The 23,858-nt window shown below is 60.8% G+C and carries 21 protein-coding genes; 5 read left to right on the top strand and 16 right to left on the bottom strand.

Features of this window, described 5'->3' with window-relative positions; all coding sequences use genetic code 11:
- Window positions 1-242: 242 nt before the first annotated feature.
- The 12 genes from IEY12_RS12905 to trxA all read right to left on the bottom strand — a co-directional run bounded on the left by IEY12_RS12905 (window position 243) and on the right by trxA (window position 16,937).
- Window positions 243-1,760: a primase-associated protein gene (locus tag IEY12_RS12905; protein WP_188884088.1), complete on the bottom strand. Its 1,518-nt coding sequence runs from the start codon at window positions 1,758-1,760 to the stop codon at window positions 243-245.
- Window positions 1,760-2,641, bottom strand: a complete 882-nt coding sequence (locus IEY12_RS12900) for a bifunctional DNA primase/polymerase (protein WP_188884087.1) — start codon at window positions 2,639-2,641, stop codon at window positions 1,760-1,762. The genes IEY12_RS12905 and IEY12_RS12900 overlap by 1 nt, the downstream gene beginning before the upstream one ends.
- Window positions 2,638-6,351 (bottom strand): ATP-binding protein, encoded by a 3,714-nt coding sequence (locus IEY12_RS12895; protein WP_188884086.1) that lies wholly within the window; start codon window positions 6,349-6,351, stop codon window positions 2,638-2,640. The genes IEY12_RS12900 and IEY12_RS12895 overlap by 4 nt, the downstream gene beginning before the upstream one ends.
- A complete protein-coding gene (locus IEY12_RS12890) occupies window positions 6,344-8,533 on the bottom strand; it encodes a VirB4 family type IV secretion system protein (RefSeq protein WP_188884085.1) in 2,190 nt (729 codons plus the stop codon). Before IEY12_RS12890 ends, IEY12_RS12895 begins: the two co-directional genes overlap by 8 nt.
- Complete coding sequence (locus IEY12_RS12885; protein WP_188884084.1) at window positions 8,526-9,644, bottom strand: TraC-like domain-containing protein; 1,119 nt, start codon at window positions 9,642-9,644, stop codon at window positions 8,526-8,528. The genes IEY12_RS12890 and IEY12_RS12885 overlap by 8 nt, the downstream gene beginning before the upstream one ends.
- Window positions 9,641-10,708 carry a TrbL/VirB6 family protein gene (locus IEY12_RS12880; RefSeq protein WP_188884083.1) on the bottom strand — a complete coding sequence of 356 codons (1,068 nt, stop codon included), beginning with the start codon at window positions 10,706-10,708 and terminating at the stop codon, window positions 9,641-9,643. The genes IEY12_RS12885 and IEY12_RS12880 overlap by 4 nt, the downstream gene beginning before the upstream one ends.
- Window positions 10,701-11,558 (bottom strand): hypothetical protein, encoded by an 858-nt coding sequence (locus tag IEY12_RS12875; RefSeq protein WP_188884082.1) that lies wholly within the window; start codon window positions 11,556-11,558, stop codon window positions 10,701-10,703. Before IEY12_RS12875 ends, IEY12_RS12880 begins: the two co-directional genes overlap by 8 nt.
- Window positions 11,555-13,273 (bottom strand): DUF8186 domain-containing protein, encoded by a 1,719-nt coding sequence (locus IEY12_RS12870; protein ID WP_188884152.1) that lies wholly within the window; start codon window positions 13,271-13,273, stop codon window positions 11,555-11,557. Before IEY12_RS12870 ends, IEY12_RS12875 begins: the two co-directional genes overlap by 4 nt.
- Window positions 13,274-13,298: 25 nt before the next feature.
- Window positions 13,299-13,715, bottom strand: a complete 417-nt coding sequence (locus tag IEY12_RS12865; RefSeq protein WP_188884081.1) for a DUF7985 family protein — start codon at window positions 13,713-13,715, stop codon at window positions 13,299-13,301.
- A gap of 336 nt (window positions 13,716-14,051) precedes the next feature.
- Entirely contained in the window at window positions 14,052-15,503 is a 1,452-nt protein-coding gene (locus IEY12_RS12860; RefSeq protein WP_123078786.1) for a multicopper oxidase family protein, read from the bottom strand.
- 21 nt (window positions 15,504-15,524) lie between these two features.
- A complete protein-coding gene (locus tag IEY12_RS12855) occupies window positions 15,525-16,529 on the bottom strand; it encodes an NAD(P)/FAD-dependent oxidoreductase (RefSeq protein ID WP_188884080.1) in 1,005 nt (334 codons plus the stop codon).
- A complete protein-coding gene (gene trxA / locus IEY12_RS12850; protein ID WP_123078788.1) occupies window positions 16,530-16,937 on the bottom strand; it encodes a thioredoxin in 408 nt (135 codons plus the stop codon).
- 464 nt (window positions 16,938-17,401) lie between these two features.
- Between trxA and IEY12_RS12845 the strand changes: the two genes are divergently transcribed.
- A complete protein-coding gene (locus tag IEY12_RS12845; protein WP_188884079.1) occupies window positions 17,402-17,965 on the top strand; it encodes a class I SAM-dependent methyltransferase in 564 nt (187 codons plus the stop codon).
- Entirely contained in the window at window positions 17,958-18,326 is a 369-nt protein-coding gene (locus tag IEY12_RS12840) for a rhodanese-like domain-containing protein (RefSeq protein WP_123078792.1), read from the top strand. Before IEY12_RS12845 ends, IEY12_RS12840 begins: the two co-directional genes overlap by 8 nt.
- 6 nt (window positions 18,327-18,332) lie before the next feature.
- Here IEY12_RS12840 and IEY12_RS12835 read toward each other — a convergent pair whose 3' ends face one another.
- Together IEY12_RS12835 and IEY12_RS12830 are read right to left on the bottom strand one after the other, a co-directional pair.
- A complete protein-coding gene (locus IEY12_RS12835; protein ID WP_123078794.1) occupies window positions 18,333-18,719 on the bottom strand; it encodes a DUF7968 family protein in 387 nt (128 codons plus the stop codon).
- A 78-nt stretch (window positions 18,720-18,797) separates the two neighbouring features.
- Window positions 18,798-19,919, bottom strand: coding sequence for an MBL fold metallo-hydrolase (locus IEY12_RS12830; RefSeq protein WP_188884078.1), 1,122 nt, complete (start codon window positions 19,917-19,919; stop codon window positions 18,798-18,800).
- 258 nt (window positions 19,920-20,177) lie between these two features.
- Here IEY12_RS12830 and IEY12_RS12825 point away from each other — a divergent pair, with 258 nt between their 5' ends.
- Complete coding sequence (locus tag IEY12_RS12825; protein WP_123078798.1) at window positions 20,178-20,621, top strand: pyridoxamine 5'-phosphate oxidase family protein; 444 nt, start codon at window positions 20,178-20,180, stop codon at window positions 20,619-20,621.
- Window positions 20,622-20,679: 58 nt separating this feature from the next.
- Here IEY12_RS12825 and IEY12_RS12820 read toward each other — a convergent pair whose 3' ends face one another.
- Window positions 20,680-21,081 carry a helix-turn-helix domain-containing protein gene (locus IEY12_RS12820; RefSeq protein WP_188884077.1) on the bottom strand — a complete coding sequence of 134 codons (402 nt, stop codon included), beginning with the start codon at window positions 21,079-21,081 and terminating at the stop codon, window positions 20,680-20,682.
- A gap of 287 nt (window positions 21,082-21,368) precedes the next feature.
- Between IEY12_RS12820 and IEY12_RS12815 the strand changes: the two genes are divergently transcribed.
- Window positions 21,369-22,055 (top strand): DUF2270 domain-containing protein, encoded by a 687-nt coding sequence (locus IEY12_RS12815; protein ID WP_188884076.1) that lies wholly within the window; start codon window positions 21,369-21,371, stop codon window positions 22,053-22,055.
- Window positions 22,056-22,238: 183 nt separating this feature from the next.
- Here the strand turns inward: IEY12_RS12815 and IEY12_RS12810 are convergent, their stop codons facing one another.
- Window positions 22,239-23,453 carry an RNA-guided endonuclease InsQ/TnpB family protein gene (locus tag IEY12_RS12810; RefSeq protein WP_188884075.1) on the bottom strand — a complete coding sequence of 405 codons (1,215 nt, stop codon included), beginning with the start codon at window positions 23,451-23,453 and terminating at the stop codon, window positions 22,239-22,241.
- A gap of 131 nt (window positions 23,454-23,584) precedes the next feature.
- Between IEY12_RS12810 and IEY12_RS12805 the strand changes: the two genes are divergently transcribed.
- The gene (locus tag IEY12_RS12805) at window positions 23,585-23,857 is read left to right on the top strand and encodes a DsrE family protein (protein ID WP_229871301.1); all 273 of its coding nucleotides are present in this window, start codon (window positions 23,585-23,587) and stop codon (window positions 23,855-23,857) included.
- The last annotated feature ends 1 nt before the right edge of the window (window position 23,858 follow it).

Here is a 23,858-nt window from a genome sequence, read left to right as displayed (position 1 = left end):
GAAATTCTGCGCGACGGCGGGTTTAGATCCTCGAAATCGCGGGTAAAGCCAAAATACCGACCCTGTTACACGGATCACGGACTAGCATTCAACCCCTGGCTTTGAGCGGGCCCTCAGATCTGAATTAGAGAATTAGGGTCTAGAGAGCGTGAAACCCGAAGAAAACTGCACGACGAGAATTGGAACCTTCCATAACACCTATTACTACTTACCTATCTAGATGTGTAGATATTCGGCTGGTGCTAGAATTCGCTGGCGGAATCTAGCCCGTCGAGTTGGTCGTACATTTCGTCCGGGAAGGGGACACTACCCCAGATCGAGTAGTCGCACTGATCCTGGCCGATACAGTAGCGTTGGAGGTCATCGTTATCGCAGTTCATCGGAAGCGGGGTGTCGCCGTTGATGGTGTTGGAGAACTCGTAGCGGATCTGGTACTCAGTTTCCTGCTCGTCGTACCACGGCCACCGAGAGAAGACGTCCTTGAGATCGGCGACAATTTCGTCCAGACTACTCTCCTGGTACTGGGGGAGCCACATCACCATCCGCACGAAGTTGTAGAGATCTTTCCGGACGGGCTTTTTCTCCTGGAGGCGTTCGGCCATGTTGGCCATGCAGGGCAGCTCGAAGAGATCCTCAATCGACTCGACGGTGATCGGGTGAGCGCCACGTGACGACGCATCGATCCGATACTGGTTCGTTTCCCGGTCGTGCTTGACGGTGAGCCTGCGGTGGTCTTGCTGCGAGACGAGGAGATTGCCGAGACTGCGCGGACTCGACACCCGATTCTGGATGCTCTGTTTCCACGCTGCTTCCGGGTCGTAGGCAGCCAGCGCGTCATAGAGCGCTTGCGCGGAGTGGAACGCCCCAACCGTCGCCGTGTCATCCGCAGCGTGGGTGACTGCCTCTCGAAGGACGCGAACGAGACGTTCACCTCGGTCCCAGTCTCGCCAAATTCGGTCGTGATTGCCACCCTCTAGGAACCGGTCGATCCGCTCGGTGATTGCCGACTCGTTCGCCACCAACCACGTCTGCTGGTCCTCAGAGAGTCCACCCTCCTGCTCGCGGAGCAGTGTCTTGAACGCGTCTCGTGCGTACTCGCTGTATTTCTCGTCGAAATCACCAGCCGGCACGTACAGGTTGTTGTCCTTCACACGCGTCCGAATCTCCGCCGTCTCACCCTCATCACTGGGCCGTTGGTCGTCGCGGACGAGACATTTCCGGGAGGCGGCGGCCATCGGGATTTCGAGGTAGAGGCCGCCGTCGAACTCGGGCATCTCCTTGATTCCGGTGCAGACACGTCCCGGGTGCGGGCCATCCTCTCCCGGATCTTTCGCGTAGAGGACCTCCGCGATGTCCTGCTGGAGCGCACCGTCACTGTAGTCGCGCATGAGTGAGCCGAGATTGTTCACGTAGAGTTCGCGGACGTCGTAGAGTGGCTGGACCTTCCGCGGGGGGACGTCCTCGAACTTCGGGTGGGCTTTGATGCAGATCGCACTCAGCGTCGCGAGGACTGCAAGTGTGCCCGGCTCGTCAACGAACGGCTCCCGAGCCGCCGTATCCCGGACGTCGTCTTTGAACGCGGCGGTCCCGAAGCGTTCGAGGTCGTCGAGGAGGTCTTGGGGCTGGTCCTCGCCGTCGACGATATAGCGGTTGAACCCGCGCGTGAACAGCTGGTTAATCCGAATCTCGCCGTATTCGGTGGGGAGCGCGGCGACTTGGTAGGCGGTGCGTTCGTCGTCCGTGGGGGTTGTGGTAGCCATCAGTCGAGGAAGGCTGGCGTGGCAGTCCGTGGGTCGAACTGCGGAGACTCGATCGGCTGGACGATACGGGAAACATCAGCGTGGAGCGAGTAGGGGAGGCGGGCGACGCGACGCCGATCAGCAGTGACGACTGGATCGATCGGGATGTCGTATGACTCGAGGAGGAGGTCGTTGAGGACCTCACGACTCTGTGCGTCGTAGCGATGGGCGAGATCGGTATCGAGGAGGTAGACGTGGACGCCTTGGCCGCTGTAGACGACCATCGTCTTCTCGGCGTCGAAGTCGTCCGCGAAGATATCTCGCACCTCGAACCCGTACTCGATTGCTTGGTCGATATCCTCGAAGGCGTACGGATAGCCGGCTGGCTCCGCACCCAGGATGCCGGTCGCTTCGAGGAGCGCCTCGTCGTCACGGTCGCTCGTGTCCTGTGGGAGTGCGTCTGCGGCGCGTTCGCGAGCGATTGTCTTCGCGTCGATGTCGACGAGTAGCACCCAGGGGCGCTCCCAGTTATCGAGGGCGTAGTAGACTGCATCCGGACGCGGGTCCGGCTGGTCAAGCAGGCCGGGGTCGGCGAGTGCGAATTCGCTTCCGCCGAGCGGGTCGTTCCGTGCGGGATGCTGGATGAAGTCAAGGACGTCGTCGAATCCATCGAACTCCGCCTGCTGGCGCTCACCGGCGGCATCGGTCTGCCACGTATCCCGTCGAACGAAGTCCTTGTCCGGCACCTCGTCTTTTCGGACGGGATGAGGGTGGTCGAACGCGAGTGCGTACTGTTTGGGCCCGGTCGCCGTGATGAACGACGGCAGGTCGTCGACGTAGTCGGGGAATTCGTCGGTATAGTACGTGTCCAGGTCGTCGCGAGTCGCGGCGCGCCACGTCATTCGTTATAGGTCTCGTCGAGATGGTTGAAGCTCTGAACGGTGGTTAGCCCGGCGGCATCCAGTTTACTCACCGCATCGCGAATACCTGCAAACGAGCGAGTGGCGCGTCCACTCACGTTGTCTGCGAGTCGATCCGCGTCGGCGAGCGTGTCGATGGTTTCGACGGCGAACGAGCGTCTGTTGAACGCCCAGACGACGTCCGCGTCGACGACACTCATTTTGTCGTAGTCCCCGATTGGCGCGTCGTTGTTGTGACTCGCCATCTCTACTTCACCGACCCAGACGAGCGTTCCATCGTCGTCGAAGCCGGCGACGTCGAAGATTGTCTCCGGGTCGTGTTCGTAGTAGGTTTCGACACGCGTGACGGACTCGTGGTCTTGGAGCCAGCGACGCAGGAGTTCGACACCGACCTTGTGGGGTGTTCGTTCACCGATATCGCCTTGGCCGGGACCGACTGTGAGTCGCTCGCCGAGAAGTTCACGGCCCGCTGGGAGAACGGTGTAGTAGGTCCGTCCACAAGCAGACGCCTTCGTGAGCAAGTCTTGATCGAGGAGTCGCTGAACGTCGAGATCGGCGTACTCGTCGCGGAGTTCACTCATCGGCTCGAGGAGGGATTGGGCGGCGTCGGCGCCGTTCATCACGTCGAGGACGTCCTGCAGGAAGCGCGCGTCGTCGCGGCTGAGTCCGCGCCGCTCCAACTCTGCATCAGGGACGGACACTCCACCAGCGTCAACTGGCGATGTATCGGCTTCTGACTCCGAAGAGGCCGACTCGGAGGCATTGGTCCCCGAGTTGTCTGGGGAGTCTCCACCGCCGAGAAGTGGACTGCTCTCGGTGGCGGTGGAGTCACTACTGGTTTCGCCGGGTGAGCCACCGAGCATCGTCGACTCCGAATGAGTGGTCTCCACCTCCGGTGATGTGGAGTTGTTAGAGCCACTTCCCCAGCCGTTGTCCGCGGCCGTATCGGATTCTGCGCTGAGGCCGTACTGGCGTTGCGTCCGCTCGACGATACGCGGGAGTGTTACCGACTCGAACTGGGACGCTTCCATCTCGGTGAGCGGAGTGTCGCTCTCCGGGTGGCCCTCAGCGATGGGGAGTGGCTTCATCGAGAACGGCGACGGGCCGGTTTCGCCGAACGCCGGGCTCGGAAGCTGGGCGATCCACTCGCCACTCGGCAGTGTGTTCACGCGATTCCGGAGGTCGGTCGGACTCAATCCCTCGTGTGCGAGCGACTCAGCGAGGTCTCGCTCCATCGAGATGTTCCCGATGAGCTTCGTCTTGATGTTGTTCAAGACCTCGTCATAGGCGCGTTCACTGCGATTGCGGACTTGGCCGGGGAACTGCATCACGAGTCCCATGCTCAGGCCGAACGACCGGCCCTGGGGGAGGAGCTGCTCGGAAACGAGTCGCGTCGATGCGACCGGCGCGGCCTCCTCGATGATGAGGTTGGTCAGGTTCTCGTAGTCGGTCTGGCCGTCGCGCCGCCGCACCTGCACGGCATCCCAGAGGTTGCTCAACAGGAGGAGCGTGACTGCCTGCTGTGCTTCGGGGCGGAGGTCGCCCAAGTCGAGGAGGATGGTGACGTCCTCGTCGAGGAAGTTCCGGAAGTCGAAGTGGTTCTCGACGTATTCGCCGGCGTCGTTCTGCGCGGGCGTATGGTTGAAGACACGTCGGAGGTGGGGGCTTTCGCGGAGTTGTTCGAGGCGGTTCCCGGCGGCGTCCATCGACGCTTGGAACTGTGATTCCTCCTTCGAGAGGTGGCGGGTCAAGGATTCCTCGACTGGTTGGTTCGCCATCGAGATCGGGGGAATCGTCTGTTCGTCCTGCATCCGGCGGACTGCAGTGAAGAGGTCGTTGAGTCCGAAGACGTCGCTGCCGTACTCGGCGTCGAAGAGCGCCTTGATGAGCTGGCTGAGAATCTCGTTGGCGACGAACGCCCGCTCGTGTTTCTCCCGGCCGAGAATCATCCGCAGGATATCGTGGAAGTGATCGACCTTATCCTGGACGGCGTCCTCACGACTCCGACCGGCCGCAAGTGCGGGCCGGATGTCGAAGAAGGAGAACGCGGGAATGGTCTCGGGGACGCGGAAGTGGTAGACGTCCTCTATATCGTCGAACTGTGCGTGGTGGCTGCGGAGATAGTTCTGACACATGCCGTCGCCCTTTCGGTCGACGATGACGACGGGGCCACTGGTCGTCTCACGGAGGGAGAGCGCGTCGTTGATGATTGCTTTCGACTTGCCGGCACCAGTCGACGCGAAGCGCCCGTAGTGGGTCGTGAGCAAGTCGGGCGGAATGCGGACTGGCTCGTCCTCTGTCTCTCCCGTTTCGTCGAGCGCGTAGCCGATGGCCATCCCGTCGCGGAACTGCTCGCGGAGATCCGGATTCGGGCGTGGGAGCGGATTCCGACTCTGCTGTTCCGCCCGTGTCCCACGAGAGCCTTCAATCGTGAGTTGTTCGGAGGAGGGGACGAGGAGGAAGTTCGCGAGCTCGCGCCCACTCAGCACGAAGTCGGGTCGTGTCTTCCCACGGCCAGTTACGATGTCGCGGTCAAGGAGACGCTGTAGGGCTTTGCGTGCGTTCTTCTCCTTCTTTGCGGCGCGAAAGCCACTCTCACGGATTCGCTTGGGTTCGACGTCGTAGAAGGGACCATCAAGCGGGTCGAACACCGGGGCGAGCGACGACAGCCGTGTGTCGAGCGACTCTGTCCCAGTGTCGCTGGTCGGCACGCCGACTGCCCGGACGTTCACCGTGAACGAGCGCTGGGGATTCATCGCCTCGATTGCGTTGAGCCGCCGTTCGACCAGGTCGCTCAGCTCACGGTCGCCGTGGTCGTCAAGTTCCGCGAACTCGAGTAGGTCGCCGACGATTCGCTGCGCCCGCGTATCTCGGCTATCGATGATGTCCTCCTTCCGGAGTGCGGCATCCGACTGCCAGCTCTCACGCCGCTCAAAGACGACTTGGAACGCGAGTGGCTCTGTGGCGTCGTTCACGTGGTCAATCAGCGAGGCAAGCGCGGCGCCCGGCTGGTTGACTGCCGAGAGTGATTCCTCGTCCTCGCCGTCCGTGAATGGGGTGAGCGACGTCATCCAGTCTTTCTTGCGCGTCGCCGCACCCTGCCAGCGCACGCCATAGGGCGACACCGTCTCGGTCGCCGGACGGGCGAGAATCGACCCACGCTCAGTCACCGTCGGCTTCTCGACCGGTGCGTTATCCGCGACATCGAGTTCGAGTGCGGTCTCGCCGACGGACACCACGCTGTCCGCAGTCACATCGACGTCCGCGGCCTCAGCCTCCCCCTCATCGGTGAGTTCGTACTGCTCGTCCTCGTCGAACTCGTACTGGAGGTCGCCCTGCTGGTAGGCGTCGACGAACTCCTCGCGTGAGTACTCGGCCGGCTGAACAAGACGAGACTCGACATCGAGGTCGACGCGTTCGATGTCGAAGGTTGTCGGATAGATCGACTGCAGGCGCTCTTCAACAGTCTCAAGGCCATCGTCGGCGCCGTAGTAGAACTCGACGGGCGCGTCGTCGCCGTCGCTGAGCGCGAGGAACTCGAAGCGCGGCGGCGTCGAGGACGATAACGGATTCAGCGTCGACCCTAAGCCAGACTCCTCGCGAGTGAGTTTGTGGAGGCTCTCGAGGAGTCGCGGAATCCCCGACGGGTCCAGTTCTTCGGAGGTCGGCGTGACGCGGAGGTACTCACTCATCCCGACCACCGTCCGTCTCGGCGATCTGCTCCGATTCCTCGCTCGATTCGGCAGCCTGCTCGGCGAGTTGCTGCTGGAACGAATGCATCGCTGACTCGGTGTCGCCGCTGGTTGCACCGGGCAGTTCGTCGCGAGTCTGTGTGGTGGGGTCGAAGTCGATGACCTGTTTCTCCTTGGGCATCGCCTCGACCTGGATGCCCCGCCACTCGCCGTCGACACCGACCAATGCTTCGGAGAAGCCGGCGTCCTCGTTGCCGGGGACGGCGTCTTGGACGTAGCGCATCTGGGCGTGATTCAGGCCGAACTCGTCGGCCCACTCTTCGTCCATCCCATCCAGCCGATGGAATTGCTTGACGGCGCACTGGTCGAGGATGGCCTCGGCTTCGGTGTGTTCGAAGAACTCGTCGACGGTCTGCGTGACGAGACGAATCGAGAGGTCGTGGTGGCGGTGATGGCGGAAGACTGTCTCGAGGAAGGCGAGGCTCGCGGCGTCCTGCATGATGTAGCGGGCCTCGTCGATGACGAAGACGACCTCCTTCTCGGTCTCCTTCGCGCGCTCGTAGACGAGGGAGATGAGGAGCTGCATCGTGAGTGCTGTACTCGAATCGACGCTGCCCTCCTGTTGGGCGAGGTCGAGATAGATCGTCTTCTCGTCCCGAATGTCGAATGCGGAGGCCTTCCCGAGATTCGCGTGCCGCCCCTCTTCCTCGAAGGGCCGGAGTTGGTCGAGAAGCCACGTCGCGTCCGCCTGAATCTTCTCCGCCTCCGACTCCGAGCGGACGACGAACTCCTCGGGGTCCTCAACCATCTCCTCGAAGACGTCGAGCATATCCCGAATCGTCGGACTCGGGTTGTCGTGGGTGGCGATGTCGTCGGTGATCCCCTGCTGGGCGTACGCCGAGCGCAAGCCGAGTTCGAGCGTCGTCCGCTTGTCGCCGAGCGAGATGCCGCGGAGGGCGAAGAAGTTAGTGAGGAAGCTCATCGCGTCATCAAGCTTCTCGTTGAACGGACTGGCGTCCTCGCCCATCGCGCGCTGGGCGTGCTCGGGCGTCTGCCGAATCTCCAAGGGATTCAGGCCGAGTGTCCCACCGACGGTAATCCGCTGGGCGTCGAGGGCCTCAGAGACGCCGGCCCAGTTGTTCAAGGGTTCGAGGACGATGCCGATGCGGTCGCTATCCTGCTCGATCGACCGGATAAAGTTCTGCTTCGAGCCAAACGACTTCCCAGAACCCGTGTCCCCGACAGTGAACATGGCGTAGCCGTTGTCGCGCTCGAAGGGGTCGATGACGACGGGGCTCTGGTTGTCCTTGTGGATGCCGAACTCGACGCCACCCTCCTCGAGAATCGTCGCGTTATGCGGTGACGCGAGCAGCGCGCCAACAGCGCCGCCGAGGGCGATGGATTCACGGCCGAACTCGTTGTCGCCGATGGGCGCAGCAGATTGGAGGGCGACGTCCTGCCGGCAGATGGCGGTCTTTGGCGTGAGGTTTGCGGGGTCGTCACGGAGTGTACTCTTCACGGTGCGGACGGCGTCCTGCAGGTCGTCTTTGTCGTCGGCGCGCACCGTGATGAAGACGCCGTGGTCGAAGACGGTCGCACCGCTCTCGACGGCCTTGTAGGTGGCTGCGGCTTCGTTCGCGCGCTCTTGGAGGTAGGAACTCCGAACGCTCTGTTCGAGGTCCGCATCGACTTGCAGGTCGTCGGCAATCTCCTCAAGCTCGGTGCGAGCTCGCTCCTGATTCTTCGGGGTGACGTGGGCGGTGACGTCGAACTCGACGTCGGTCAACTCGAAGAGCTCGCTGAGGTAGCCGTCGCTCGGATAGTCGGGGTACTCGGCGATGTAGAGCGTCGACGTCCACTGTTCGCCAACACGGGCGGCACGCGTCTCCCACTCGATGGCTGCCGGGGCGATTGCCGTCTTATGTGACTCGGAAATTTCGTCGAGGAGGCGACCCTCCGCGTGGCCGTCTTCGAGCGTTTCCTCGTCGAGGACGTCGGCGAACTCGACGGTGGGCTCATCGTCGCGGGCCCGATAGCGCGTCCACGTGACGACGGCGGTCGCGGTGATGGTCACGGCGGCGAGGAGGTAGAGGAGGACTCCGCCGGGCGTGGTGGGGTTGAGCGCCCACTGTGTGAGTTGGTCGCTGAACCCGGTCGCAGCGGGGAGGAGGGCGTTATGCATCGGTGTCCTCGCGTGTCTGGTGATTCATGGTGGGTTGCTGGCGGATGAGCGAGTCGGGATTGTCGTAGTCGTGGTCGTGGCCGTTCCAGAAGTCCATCGCGAGCGTGAACAGTTCGACCGTGGTGAGACGGCGTGCCGACCAGCCACTCGCCTGCTGGACGAACTCGCTTCGGACGGCGGCGACGCGGTCGTCCAAGGTGTCGAACATCCGCGCGCGCCGCTCAGCCGCTTGGAGGTTCTCCCGGCGGGTGACGAACGGGTTGAAGAGGAAGCCGATGACGGGGAGCTCGGTCAGTTTCTCGGCGGGAGTGGATTCGTCGCGATAGCGGTCGTAGACCTCCATCGGGGAGACCTCGACGCCGATGTAGTAGTGGAGCTGTTGGATGCCGCGCTCGCGCATCTCACGCGGACGCGTTTCGAGATATTCTTCGAGGAGTTCGCGGAAGACGGGATTCTCCTGAACGTCCTCGTCGTCGAGGCGGTCCTGGATGTTCTCGACGACTTGCTCGACGGGGAACTCGCGAGTGGTGGCGTGGAGTTTGAGCTTCGAGTCGAGTTCCTTGTTCGCGAACTCCGCGCCCGCCTCCTGTAACTGGGCCCAGTCCTCGGCCATCGCGAAGTCCATGTTGTCGGGGTCGACTTCGACGAACGCCTCCATCGTGCCGTCCGAGCGCTGGATGGCGCCGGCGCCGGGCCACGCACGTTCGATATTGGTGAGGTCTTGGGTGCGTTCGTCCGGCTGGAACGGCGTATAGTTCGCCAGCCCGCCCTCGTTCCGAAGAGCCTCGTTCGTCCCAGAGTCTGGTTCGTCGGGTGCGCTGAAGGTGACACGGGGGCGTTTGAGGTATTGGTAGACGTCGGTGGCCCACGTCCAGGCGGTGAGGTGGCTCGGGGCGACGTAGATGATGGCGACGCCGAGGCCGAATCCACCAGCGACGAACGGGAGCGCGAGCGAGTCGATGCCGGTCATCGCGGCGAGGAAAAGCCCGATGATGGGGAAGGCGATGAGAACGCCGACGTCTCCCTCCTCGATGTTGAGGTAGGGGATGCGGCTCTCCTCGCCGAACTGATGCATGATGCGTCGTGCGGCGGCGTCTGGGTCTGTTGTCATAGATAGTAGTTACTGGGGTTGTTCTCGGTGCGGCGATACGACGGCGGAGACTGCTCGTCCTCTTCTGCATCGTCACCGCGGTCGGCGTGTTCGGCGATCGCTTGGCCGGCGGCGGCTTTCGGCCCCCAGCGGGCGGCGGTCGTCGCGACGCTCGCGCTACCGACGTAGGCGCCGGCAGCAACCCCGCCGACGAGCGCGGCGCCACGACCCGCAGTGCTAAGCGCTTTCGCGGTGAGCGGCGTCGCGTACTGGAACGTCTTCCACGTCACCACCAGGGCGACGAGCGGCAGGGAAACCGCGACGAGATACTTCAAGAACGGACTGCCCGGCGAGAGCGCGTGCTGCGAGTAGAGCAAGTCGTAGCCTTTGAACACGACTGCAGCGGGGAGTGGAAGGATTGCGAGCGGGACGAAGCGTTTGCTGAACCCCATCGCGACGTCCGAGAGTACGGGAACGTTCCCGTAGGCGAGCGCGAACGCAATCGGCATCCCGTAGATGTAGACGTAGAGGAGGACTTCTCGGATGTAGTAGAGTGCTTCCAACGCCCACATCGAGAGCCCACCGAGGAGCGCGAACACGAGTGAGAGACCAGCATTCTGGAGAGAGAACCCGATGAGATTGAGCATTGCCTGACCGAGTGACTGGAGACTCGGGAGAAGTGCAATCGTGAATCCATTCACTAGGTAGAGGGTGAGAACGCTGATCCAGTACCACGTGATGATTAAGAAGGCGCCGACCCACGCGGTCTTGCGTGTCCGTCGAGACTCATACGCACTGCCGATATTGAAAATCCGAATGAGATGTCTGCCCTGTACGCAAATCACGAGGAGGAGGAGCGAGACGACCATGATCTCGCCGCCGATTAGAGCGTGGTGGATGGACTCCCAGGGAGCGTTCGTAGGTTGGCCGAATACAAACGGGCCACCCGTCTGTGGGGTCGGTGTTCCAAACATGTGAACTGAGAGCTGCTGATAGCCGCTCGTGAGGCCTTGCATAAACAGGCTGATGAACCAGTTGACGGCGTCCTTGAATCCCTGCAGGACGACATCGATAAGATCAACCATCGGTCGCCTCGCTAATGCTGATTGAACAGTTGTCGACCTGCTCTGACGCCGAATATGTGACGTCGTACGTAGTTGAGAGGGAGTCGCCGAGACTCGTCTTGAGAACGAGTTTGAACGACCCAGTCTGTCTGTGATCCATACAGGTGATGGCGCCACCGGGTGCGAACCCGAACGGCGAGGTTGCGCTATAGACCGTCCGTCGTTCTCCAGGGGGAATCACGACAGTCTGGGTTGTCGAATCCGTCTCCGGGTCGTAGATGCCACTCACGTCGCTGTTGTTCACGTAGTTCGTCCCGTTCTCCGTAGACGGGAGCGGAACATCACCGATGAAGAGCAGCTTCGTGACTGCACCCGGCCCACTCCCACGATTCTCAACGACCACATACGCCTCGTCTGCAATCTCCCGCTCAGTCCCATTCCACATCTTTTCGGGCTGGTTCCGACCGATTCCCATGTCGAGAATCTGGAGGTCAGGACGGAGCACCCGCGTCGTCGTGCCGACGGTCTGATCGCCGGTGACAGCGACGAGTGTGTACTCGCCGGGAGTGTAGGTGGTGCCGACGTCGAAGGAGACGCGGCTTGCGCCCTCTGCGACGTCGCGTGTACCGAACAGCGATCCGTTCGGCTTCACGAGATTCACGTGGTCGACCTCCGCGTCACTCTCGAGTTCGGCGACGAGCGTCGTCCCCTGGACGCCGAGACTCGCGAACGGTCCAGCAGTACTAGTCGTCGAGGTACTCAAGGTTCCCGAATTTCCGTTGCCGGTGCAGCCGGCGAGGGCGGCGAGGGTGAGACTGCCGAGTGCTTGGAGGGCGCTGCGACGGTCGATGGATGGTGAGTTGTCGGTCATGGGTTCTGGAAGCGGTTGAGGCCGAATATGCGGAGGAGGCGCTGGCCGGCGTAGAACATCACCACGAACGGGACGAGCTGCCAGCCGACCTCGAAGGCAAGCTGGAACCAGCCCCGGATGGTGCCGAGTGGGTGCCAGCGGACGCTCGCCTGATCGCGGACGTAGGCGGGATTGGCGCCGAGCCACGATGCAGGATGGTACTGTGCGGTGTAGACGCCAGGCTGGTCGAGCGTGACGACAGCGACCCCCGACGTGTTCGTCTCGACGTGCCGGCCGCCGATCGAAATATAGCCATCCGGCGAACTGGCGAGTGGCCGGCCCCGTTGGTTCTCGGAGAGGTCGATCGGGGCGCCCGTCCGGTTGTCGCGAAGCTCGAGGCGGACTGTGGCTGCCGAGGTGTTCTGTGAGAGCACGCGTGCGGTGAGGTTGCTCTCGCGGAGGTGGCGTGTCGACCCGGCTTGTGGCTGGATAATCGTCGCGTTCACGCCACGGACGATACCGCCGACACGGAGCGCGTGCCGATCGACGTCAGCGGCGCGGACGGCGACGCCATACGTCGTCGTGTAGGTGCCGTTGACGACGTCGATATGGACGTTCTCGGCGAGCGTTGAGGCGGGCGACGACCGGTTGATTCCCCACGTCTCGACGATTTCTGGGCCGGTTCGGACGGGGTCGGCGACTGGCCCGATTCGTGACGGATACGCATGTACGGAGACTGGGATTGCGTCCGAGTCGGTGCGTGTCTCGCCGTCGCGCGTACTCGTGATGAGCGTGTCCCAGCCGGTGTGACGGGCGGTGTAGAACCGCCAGACGCCACGCGCACTCGCGTTTCCGTCTTGGGTGAGCGTATACCCCTGCCAGGGACGCGACTGGAAGATCGCGACGCCCGCGTCCCCGTTCGGATACTGCGCGTAGTAGGGGTACGCCCAGAGGTCGTAGACCGACGCCGAGAGTGAGTCCGAGACGGTGATAGTCTCCACGCGCGTCGTCGAGCCCACAGCCTGCTGTGTACCGTTCGGCTGGACCGTTTTCTGTACGGAGACCTCGATTGTCGCTGTGAGCGTGAGCTCCGTCCGGCGTGCCGTCTCAAGCTGATAGTCGAGAACTGGTGTCTGTGTGTTTGCGGTGCGTGCAATCGTCTCGCCGTCCTGCTGAAGGGTGATGCTCGAAATCTGGTGGTCGGTGAGCGTCCAGTTGGCACTCGTGTTTCCGGTGGTGTTCGGGTGGCGGACGCGATAGTCGATGAAACCACGGAGCGTTCCGTCCGGTGCGAGATACGTCGTGGTTTCGTCGGAACTCCGGTGTGCGCGCGTCGAGGGCTGCGCCGCGAAAATCGTCGCATGAGCATCCGCGATGAACACTCCGTCCTCGACGTCGGCGTTCGCCGGGCGAATCGACGTTTGTGGGTCGCTCGTCGGGAGGTCGCGAAAGTCGTGTCGCGTCCACGTCGACGCAGTCGCGGGTGGCCGCGTGAACGTGATGTCCGTGCCGTCCGCGAGCTGTTGGAGGGCGGTGCGCTGGGTGCCGTAGCGTTGCTGGTAGGCCGATTCGCTCGTGTAGGCGTCGCTATCCCGTGACCAGAGTGTCGCGGACTGGTTCGGCGAGAGCCCGTTGTCTTCTGACCCTGGACGGGGATGGCTGGCGGTTGCGAGCCCGATGACCGTCGCGGACACGAGGAGTGTGACTGCGAGGGCGGGGAGGACACGGCGCGTCAGGCGGGACACGGTGGACGGCTCGTGGTTACCAGGGGACGAGGTTCACGCACTGGGCGAGCGGGAGGCCCATCATCGAGCCCGCGACCGTGTAGAGCGGGCCGAGGACGACCAGGACGGTGGCGGATTTGAGCGCCGAGCGTTTGTGGCGCTTCAGGCCCTTCTTCTGGTCGGGGCTCAGCGTGAACATATCGATGAGGGAGTTCGCCTGCCAGACGACGGCGAGCCCGACGATGCCCAGCGCCGTCGTGAGCTGGAAGAACCCCTCAATCATGCTCGGGAGCTTGTCCGCGTTGCAGACCGCCGACTGTTGGGCCGCAGCTGGCTCGACGGCGAGGAGGCTGAACAGAATCAGCCCGGTGATGAGACGGTGGGGAAGTTGCTTTGTGAGCGCTGTGTGGTTCGTGGTGGAGCGTTCGTCAGCGGGGGAATCTGAGTGTGTCACGAATAGGTGAGGCGGACGGCTGGTGTTGCTGGACCACTCGCGGTTGTCGAAAGGGGTGTGGGCTGCTCTGGGGAGCAGCCACGCTATCGGTCGTCTGGGTGACGGCGATAAACCGCGATACACCGGTCCGTTCTCGATGCATCCGCGCCGGCATAACCAAAGCGAAAGTAAAAGTCTTCTGCTACTTCTCTAGCGAATAAATAAACAAATAGAGCATTACCGGTCGAGACCTATTGCTGTCGGGTCGGCACTAGTTAGTTAGATCGAGGTACTCGATTATTTATCGCTCAATGTGGCTAGTCTGTGTTAGAATCGAGAGGGCTGAAATAGCAATTTCTAAACATATCTGATAACACGAGCCATGCCAGATTCGAGGTGATAGAGGTTATGGCAGTGGAAGAGCCAGTTTCCAGGATTATCGGCGCGGAAGTCGAGGGAGACTTGCCCCATATGACCAGGGACACGAATGGTGTCCATGAGAGCGTCCCCGACGCGGAAGAAGTGTCCGTGAAGATGCATCGGGTGCGTCACCGGGCTGTGGTTCCTCAGCCTGAACCGAACGTGCTCACCCTCGCGTATATCGAGTGGCTCGGCGTTGGGGTATGCCTGTCCGTCGATGAGCCACGTGTAGGACCTGCCAGCGCGTGAGAGCGTGAGGTCGTACACTCGGTCTGGCGAACCCGATACGGAGATCTTATCTCTGGCGTGCAGATCATGATATTGGAGACGCCGTCCACCCCAGTCGGGTGCTTGCGGAGTACCGTCGTGTCCACCGTATCGGACATCGAGGCGTGCTGGTGATTCATCTCCCTTGACGGCTGCTGCGCGGAGTTGCCATGCGCCAGGGTTCGTCAGCTCGACGACGGCGTCGTAGCGTTCGCCTGGTCCGAAGACGAACTCGTCGACAGGCACGGGATCGACAGGGCGACCATCGACGTGTGAAACGGTCATTTGATGGCCGGCGAGTCGTGTCCGGAATTCCGTTGCACTTGCGGCGTTCACGAAGCGGAAGCGAATCCGCTCCCCCTCTGCAACATCAAGCGTCCGTGGGTTCGATGGAAGCCGGCCGTCCGCCAGCAGTCCCGTATATGGTGGACGGACATCGCTGCCCATCATTCCTCCCATACCACCCATCCCGTCTCGCCCATCATCTGAGAGGGGCTCGGGTGGCTGGTTGAGATAGTCGTCGAAGATGACGGTGAACTCGCGATCGTAGTCAATGTGGGGGTCGTCTTCCTCAATGATGAGTGGACCGAGGAGTCCCCGGTCGAGCTGCAGGCCGACGTGACTGTGGTAGAAGTACGTTCCTGGTGGTTCAGCACGGAATGTGTAGGTGAACGATGAACCTCGAGTAACGGGGTCCTGTGTGACGTATGGGACGCCGTCCATCGCGTTCTGCAGCGGGATTCCATGCCAGTGTGTCGTCGTCACCGCTGGCAGGTCGTTCTGGAGTGCCACCTCAACGATGTCGCCTTCGCTGACACGGAGCTCGGGCCCGACATACTGGCCATCGTAGACCCATGATTGACTCGTCGCGTTCGGACCGAGAGTAATCGTCGCGGCTGTCGCTCGGAGGGTTCGCTTAACGTCCGGGTCTGGGAGTGGCGTCGGCTCAGGTGGTGTGTACGTTGGTGGATTGAACGTCTCGTCGCTGTCTTGGTCGCCTTCGCCGATTGGTGGACTCGGCCCACGACCACCTCTAGAGAACGGTGTGGCGCAGCCAGCGAACGCTGAGAGTCCCGTCCCGGTGAAGGCAGCGAGGAAGCGACGACGAGTAAAATCGGTCATATCGGGAGATTGGGGTGGAGGCTACTTTGCTGTGGCGCGGGTGTCAGTGGTGGTTTCCTGCTTGTTGAGCCACGTTTCGGCGTCGAGCGCAGCCATACTCCCCAGTCCCGCAGCGGTGATGGCTTGTTGATAGTCGTGATCCATGACGTCGCCGGCGGCGAATACGCCCTCGACGGCTGTCGCAGTCGTCAGTCCGTCAAGCGTGTCGACGTAGCCGTTCTCGTCGAGCGGGACGGCTGCCGACTCAAGGAAGGCAGTATTGGGGGTATGGCCGACAGCATAGAAGACGCCCTGTACGTCGAGAGCCTGCTGCTCAACGTCGTCTCCGGCGTCGAGTTTCTCCCGTGGGTAGCCCTCTGGATGTGTGACGAGCGTTACACCGGTGATTCCGTCGTCATGGCTCCCCTGGAGTTTGAGGAGTTCGGTATTCCAGAGGATTTCGACGTCATCATTTTCGAACGCACGCTGACGCATGATTTCGGAGGCGCTGAGTTCGTCGCGACGATGGGCGATGTAGACGGTGTCCGCGAACTTCGTGAGGAATGTAGCTTCCTCCATTGCGGAGTCGCCACCGCCGACGACGAGGACGTCGTGGCCCCGGTGGAAGGCACCGTCGCAGGTTGCACACGTTGAGAGGCCGTATCCCATCAGGTCGTCCTCGTTCTCGGCGCCGATCCAGCGGGCGCTCGCCCCCGTCGCCACGATCAACGCACGGGTTCGAATTGTTTCCCCAGACGCGAGATGGAGTGTGAACGGACGGCCGTCGAGATCGGCGCCAATAACGCGGCCGTTCCGATACTCCGCACCGAACTGTTCAGCTTGTGCACGACCACGCTGGGCGAGGTCCGCTCCGCCGATACCGCCGGGAAACCCGAGGTAGTTTTCGACGTCGGTCGTGAGAGTGAGCTGTCCGCCGGGATCAGGACCCGCGATGACGATCGGGTTTAGGTCAGCGCGAGCGGTGTAGATTGCGGCCGAGTGACCGGCCATCCCCGACCCGACGATTGTGACATTATGCACCTGCATTTAGCGTCCGGCCTCCGAAACAAGATTTGCGTAGTAGTCCTCGTCGCGGACGCCGACGACGCGTTCGACCGGCTCTCCATTCGCGAACACGACGACGTTCGGTATGCCCTGTACGCCGTACTGGGTCGCGAGCGGCTGGTTCTGTTCGATGTCGACCTTCACGACAGCCGCGTCTGTCTTCGTCGCGAGACTCTCGAGGACCGGCTCAAGCATTCGACATGGACCACACCAGTCTGCGTAGAAGTCCACAAGAACGACGTCGTATTCCCCGACCGCCTCCTCAAGCTCTGATTGACTATTCACGTATACCGGATCGTCCGGTGTCGACGGAGCCTCAGCAGTCTCTATCAGATCTTCGCGCCGTTTCGCTCGTAGCGATTCGATTTCGTCTGGCTCTCGTTCTGCCATCGTGCCCCAGAATACGGGCGGGAGGTACTTTATTGTTTTGTGTGTCTTGTACAACTCAGACAATACTATGTCTGCGGATGACTAATTCGATTCAACGACCAACACAAGAAACATCGTATACAGAGAATGAATGGCAATATTCCGGAGTATTCGATGTGGTACATATCACAGCGACCCGATCTAGTACTGTACTATATCAACTATACTCTGGGCGTGCTAGTCGTAGGGCTGTCCGGCGATCTCGTCGTAGAGACGGCGCTCATACTCGCCGAGGATGGGGCGAGTGCGTCGCGAGACAGTTCGACGACGGGGAGCACTCCACGAGTTAACGGCAGTATTTCTGATCTGGTACTTATCCCCGAAGAACTATTCGACCACAGGTATCGCTAAGCCCGCCTAAGGAGAATTGCCCATCAGTCTAGGTGACCAATGAATACATCGGAGTACACCCATAACTATACAGTATGGATCAGACCACCTTCGACACGGAGAACGCCTCGAAGCTTGAGGATGCAGCCCAACGATACCGCTATCTCTCTCGTGAAGAGTTACTCTGGGCGCTCAGTCCTGACGGAGACGAGACTGTCGCTGACCTCGGAAGCGGGACCGGGTTCTATACTGACGATGTCGCACCTTACGTCGGCTACGTCTACGGGATTGACGTGCAGGCTGAGATGCACGACCACTATCATGAGAAGGGCCTCCCCGCGAACGTGGAGTTAGTCGAAGCTGACGTCGCGGATCTACCACTCGCGGACGACGAACTCGACGGTGCTCTCTCAACGATGACGTATCACGAGTTCGCGAGTGACGACGCGCTTGCAGAACTCGTCCGCGTACTCGAACCCGGTGGTCGTCTCGTTATCGTCGACTGGGCAGCTACTGGCGATGGCGAAGCGGGCCCACCACTCAAGACGCGTTTTGATGTCGACGGCGTCGTGACGACTCTCCGCGACGCTGGCTTCCGAATCGAATTCCGTGCGGCCCGACGTGAGACATTTTTGGTCGTGGGGGACCTCGATGCGTAGCGTCTCCCCGTCACAACTTGATACGGTACGCTCCGAGGATGACGTGTTCGTCCTTGACGTTCGTCCGGAGTCGGACTATCAGCGGGGCCACATCGATGGGAGCTATAATGCGCCAGTCTATCACGAGCTCCGCAGTGGAGAGACTGACGCACTTAACGCATACCTTGATGATATCCCGACGGAGGCAGAGGTCGTCACCGTCTGCAAAGCCGGCGTCGTCGCGAAGACAGCGACACAGACGCTGGACGCTCGCGGCTACGATGTCGCGACCCTCACTGGTGGCTACATGGGATGGCGACAATACGAGAAAAATACTCTCGTGTACCGAATCGCTTCTGTCCTCAGCCGGCTGCGTCCCTGACCGTTATTAGCATTCGGTGTCCGAGTCCTCGGACCCAGGTGTATCCTCGAGAACTGCCTTTCGGGAGACGATTTCGATAGTCGTCTGGTCGCCGATTGCAGGGTTTCCGTCGATTGTCTCGACACGGAGGATAACGTCTTGGGGGCTTGCACAGCCACAATTGACGAACTCCTCCCACTCGTCGTCTACTGATACAGGCCCAGCATGTGCCCAGTGCAGATAGCGGAGATAGGAGGACGTGGTCAGCCCGTCGTGGAGCCAGTCACTGTCCGCGATCCACCAGTCATCGGTATCCGGATCAGCGTCTGGTGAGCGGAAGGAGACGACGACACGATCTGCCTGATTCTCGACGGTCGTCGGGTCAATACGGTCGGTACTATGCTCGGTGCTCATGCAGGTCTAACTACGCTCCGACGCAATAAATAGTTGTGCTCAATATAGGCAATACTGTGGGGTGGTATTCAACTACGTTCAGTTCGCGGCGCAGTTGTTCGGGCCGAGTTCGAGGGCTTCGGCGTCACCACCCGGCTGTTCCTTCCCCCAGTTGATCTGCTTGATCTCGTTGTAGTTCGCGGGCTCCTCCGAGAGACTCTCAACGATCGTTTCGACGAATTCCTCCTCATCGTCGTCGGCGACGAAACTCAGGAGTTCATTCGTCGTCTCAGCTCGAAGCTCGCCGAGTTCAGTGGCGATCGGACGGACGGACTCGTCGCTGAAGTGTCCCGGAAGGACGACAGTCGTCTCGTCGAGGTTGGTGAGTCGATCGAGACTGTCGAAGAGTTCGCTCGCAGCAGTACGGATGGCGGCCTCTGAGGAATCCTCGAGGTCGGGACGGCCGACGCTCCGGAGGAAGAGCGTATCTCCCGAGAGAAGTGCATCACTGAAGGCGAAGGAGACACTCCCGGGCGTATGTCCGGGGGTGTGGTAAACATCGAGTTCGCGCTCGCCGACGGCGATAGCGTCCCCGTGCTCAAGTTCGGTCACTTCGCCGAGATCGCCCGCGTCCTCACCGTGGAGGTAGTAGGGGACGTCGAGTTCACCGGCGAGGCGGCGCGCCCCCGAAATGTGGTCGGCATGTGCGTGCGTATCTGCGACACCGACGACTTCTAAGCCGTGTGCGTCCGCGACGTCGAGATACTGACCGATATACTGTGAGGGGTCAACGACGACTGCCTCACCATCGTTGTGGACAATGTACGAGACACATCCGGTGCCAGGACGGACAAGCTGAATGACGTCGTCGGCGGCACCGTCATACTCGCGGTGCACGCGCCCCCATCCGTTCATTCCGTCATCGACTGACTTCGCGTCGAAGCCCTCCTCCCGAAGGAACTCAGCAGCGCGCGCGGACGTGACGCCGCCGACACAGACGACGGCAATCTCCTGACTCTTGGGAAGATCATCGAGGTGGTCCGCGAGCGTTGAGAAGTCGTGATCTAATAGTTCGTCGTAGATCGGGAGGTTCGTGCTCGTCGGGATGCGCCACTCCTCGTAGGCGTCTTCGTTCCGGACGTCAAGAACGAAGAGATCCTCCGTATCATCTTCCTCAACGCGTCGGGCGACCTCTGACGGGGCAACAGTAGTATTGCTCATTCTATCCATCACTACACAATACAGAGGGATAAATATACTGCCCAACGTGATGGCTTCCGGAATTAGCACCAGTCGAAAAGGCCGTTAGTGGAAGTCTAGACAGACACAGTCCTGTAGCGCGGAGAAATAGAGATATCCGGAACTGTTGATGTCCTCGATGGCTCATAGAGCCTAACTGGGGCTATAAATCCAGATGAGGGACTATTTGATGAATCGATGGCCAAAACACGCTCTGTGATATAGCGAGTACGTAACCGTATGACTACTGAGCTATCGAAGAGAGAGTGTGATACAGTACTCTCTGAGTCGGGCGTGGGCGTCTTAGCGCTCACTGACGGTACAGAAGCGTATTCGATTCCCGAATCATTCGGCTACGACGGTGAGATACTGTACTTCCAGTTCGTCTACAAACAAGATAGTAAGAAGATCGCCTTTCTCGAAACGACGGATACCGCGACGTTGACGGTCTACGACGAACAGCCAGCACAAAGCGTCATCGTGCAGGGCCCGATCGAACCTGTCCCCGAAGCGGACGAAACCAAGGCCGCCACAGCAATCGCAGAAAACGCTTCCATTCCAACTCTGAACGTCTACCCCGAAACGACACCTGACGAGGTCAGAATGGACTACTATCGCTTACCGCCAACCGCAATTACCGGCCGACAGTTCAACGCATTCACCTCCACATCTGACGACCAATAAGTAGACCTACCGAACAGCTGTTTCAGCGGAAAGTGATTGAGATATTGACTCGATCCGATCAGCTCTCTGCGGGCGCGTGCTGGCGCTGCTCGCTGTACTTCTCGTCGAACTCGTCGATGAGCTGGCCCATTTTCGCGTACCAGTCGTTGAGGGTGCGCTGCATATCTTGGGCGATCTCCTCGCCATCACGCGGTTTGTAGACGTGGTAGTAGCCGCCCTGCTCGTAGTTCACCTGCTCTTTCTGAATGAATCCCGCCTGCAGAAGGCGCTGAACCGAACGATATGCGGTCGAGCGCTCCCGGTCAACTCGCTCGGCGATCTCGTCAACAGTCAGCGGCTCCGCACTGTCGCAGAGCACCTGGAATATCTCTTTGTCGAGCGCCTTCAGGTCATGAAAACACTCCAGCAGCCCCTCACACTCCATATCCTGCCGGAGCATCTCACTCATTGAATCAGCCATTGGTTACTCACATTACGACCTACACACGCAAAAGTGTTTGCGTATATAGTACAATACTGGGTTAAAGACCCGGCTCAAATACATACACAATACATCTAAGAACGGAAGATAGCCGAGAGTCGTGACGATAGTCCTACCGTATCACACGTCTCGCCCTAACTGGGCACAACCGGTAAACCGTATGCCCGGCAATGTCCAATAGCTACTATACTAGAGAATGATGACGCAACACTCCTCCCATCGATGACCGCATCACAAGCCCACAACCGACTCGAAATGGGACGACAATGACCGAGGACACGAAAGATGAGACGGATCGCGACGTCGGGAAGGGGCTCCTCGACGAGGAGATGGGGCCGAGCGGCGCGATGGCGCACCTCTACCGGGGCGAAATCCACCGGATGAAGTACTGGCGCGAACGCCTCGACAAGACCACCAACTGGGCAGTTATTGTTATGGCTGCCATCCTCACGTGGGCGTTCTCCAGCCCCGACAACCCCCACTACATACTCCTCATCGGCATTGCGATGCTGGGCGTCTTCCTCACAATTGAGGCGCGGCGCTACCGCGGCTATGATATCTGGCGCTCGCGCGTCCGCACCCTCCAGGAGAACGTCTGGGCGGTCGGCCTCGATCCCTCACGCGACGTCGCGGACCCGGAGTGGCGCGAGCGACTCGGCGACGACTACCGCGAGCCCGCCGTCAAGATCACCGCCGAGGAAGCTATCGCACACCGCCTGCGGCGCATCTACCTCCCGCTATTCGCAATCCTCCTCGTCGCGTGGCTCGTCCGTATCACCGCCTTCTCCCCCGAGTCGTGGCTCCAGACCGCAGCCATCGGAATGATCCCCGGGCCCGTCATCGTCACCCTCGTCGCGGCGTTCTTCCTCGGCGCGCTCATTGTCGCGTGTCGCCCCCGGACGTGGCATACGCGCGGCGAGCTCCTCGAAGAGCGCCTCCGAAAGGACGAGTAAGCGATCTCGATCCTTCGACGGCACTTAAATCCCAGTCCTTATCGCGAACTCGGGCGAAACACGACTGTATGCGGGCTGTCTTCCACCACTCGAACGACGATGCCGAACTGCATGCTCGTGTCGTCAACAACGTCGTAAATCGCCTCGGGGTCAAGCCCTGAGGCTTTCGCGTGGACTCCCGTTCTATGCCTCAATAGAGGCAGGGGGGACGTACTCCCCGCTCACGTTCAGCGTCCCGCGATTCAAGCGCACATCTACGGGTGCGCCTCCATCGCCTGCGTTTTGCCTGCGACGGAGATACTGCAAACCGATGTTCTTGGAAGCGTTGTAGTCGGCGTGGTTCTCGTACCCACACTGTTGACACTCAAACACCTCTTGGTGGCGATTATCGTCGTGGGTAAACCCACACGTCGAACACCGCTTCGATGTGTTGCGCGGGTCAACCTGTACGGCTTCGACACCGTGTTCTTTGGCTTTGTATTCGACGTACTCGTAGAGACGTCGGAATGCCCAGACGTGTTGCCACGTTGCTTCGGGAATGTTCTCCCGAATGTGGGTCAAGTCCTCGAACACGATCTGCGAACAGTCGTTCTCGACGGCCTCCTCGATGAGCTCGTTCGCCACCGTATGCAAGTGGATCTCGAAGCGTCCGTACTCTTTCTGCCCGACTGACTCGATGTTTTCGTGGGCGTGACGAGACCCACACTGCTGGAGCGAGCCACGACGCTTCTCGTACTCTCGTCGCCAGTGGTTGAACTCGTCTGCCGACCAGAATCGCCCGGTCGAAGCGACGGCGAGGTTGTTCACGCCCAAATCCACACCAAGGACTGTTCTGTGCTTGGATTCAGATTCAGACTCGTCGGCTGCTTCGACTTTCCGCATTGAGGCGTGGAGATACCAGTCACCGTCTCGATATTGTAAGTGCGCCATCCGAAACTCGAAGTCCTCGTCGGAAACGTATTTGGTCGGCGGTGTCTCCGAGTCGTCGGGGAGAATGTAGTCGCACTCGATGCGCCCATCCACGGTCGAAAGGGAAACGTAGTCGCGGTGGAACGTCGCACTCCGCTTGTCGTAGACCGCGCTATCGGCAGAAAAGTACGGTTGTGACGTGTTCTCACCACGTTCGAGACGTGAGACTCCGCTTTTGACGGCTTCGACCGCCCTACGAATCCCTTTCTGGACAAGATTCGCGGTCAGGTCGGTTTCGTCGCGGAGTCGGTCGTAGAGGGCGCGTTCGGCTTTGGCTTTCGAGGTGACGTGGGAGCCATCGTCGCCGTGCCAGCACCATTCGCTCGCGGTGTTGGCGCAGTGTTTGAACTGCTCGACAGTCTCCCGAAGGGAGGCGTCAGCTCCTTCGGAAGTGTCGAGTTTGATGACGGCGGTACGACGGTACTCCACTCTGTTTCACATATACTGGCGGTGTTCCTTATACGGTGGGGAGTCGGCCCGCCATCGTAGCGTGATTTGTCTCATCTGGAGTCGGCTTCCTCCCCGACCTCAAGGGTCGGGGCATCCGCCTCCTACTGCCTGTGAATCTCCTCGAGGACGAAACGATTGACCTTGACGACGTCGCGCTCGTCACGAACAGTGGCGGCCTCCAGCTCGTCACGACCGACTCCCCGGAGCGAGTACGAGTCGAACGCCTCCTCAAGCGCGACGTCACAATCAAGCAATGTCAGAATACCATCGAGGGAACGGACGTCACGACGGCCGACCTTATCGACGGCGTTGAGCTCGTTCCGTCTGGTGTCGGGGAGCTCACACGCCTCCAAAGTGATGGGTACGCCTACCTCACACCGTAGC

Origin of the sequence: Halarchaeum grantii, from assembly GCF_014647455.2 — an archaeon.
Lineage (GTDB): Archaea > Halobacteriota > Halobacteria > Halobacteriales > Halobacteriaceae > Halarchaeum > Halarchaeum grantii.
This window is presented reverse-complemented; position numbering and strand designations above follow the sequence as displayed.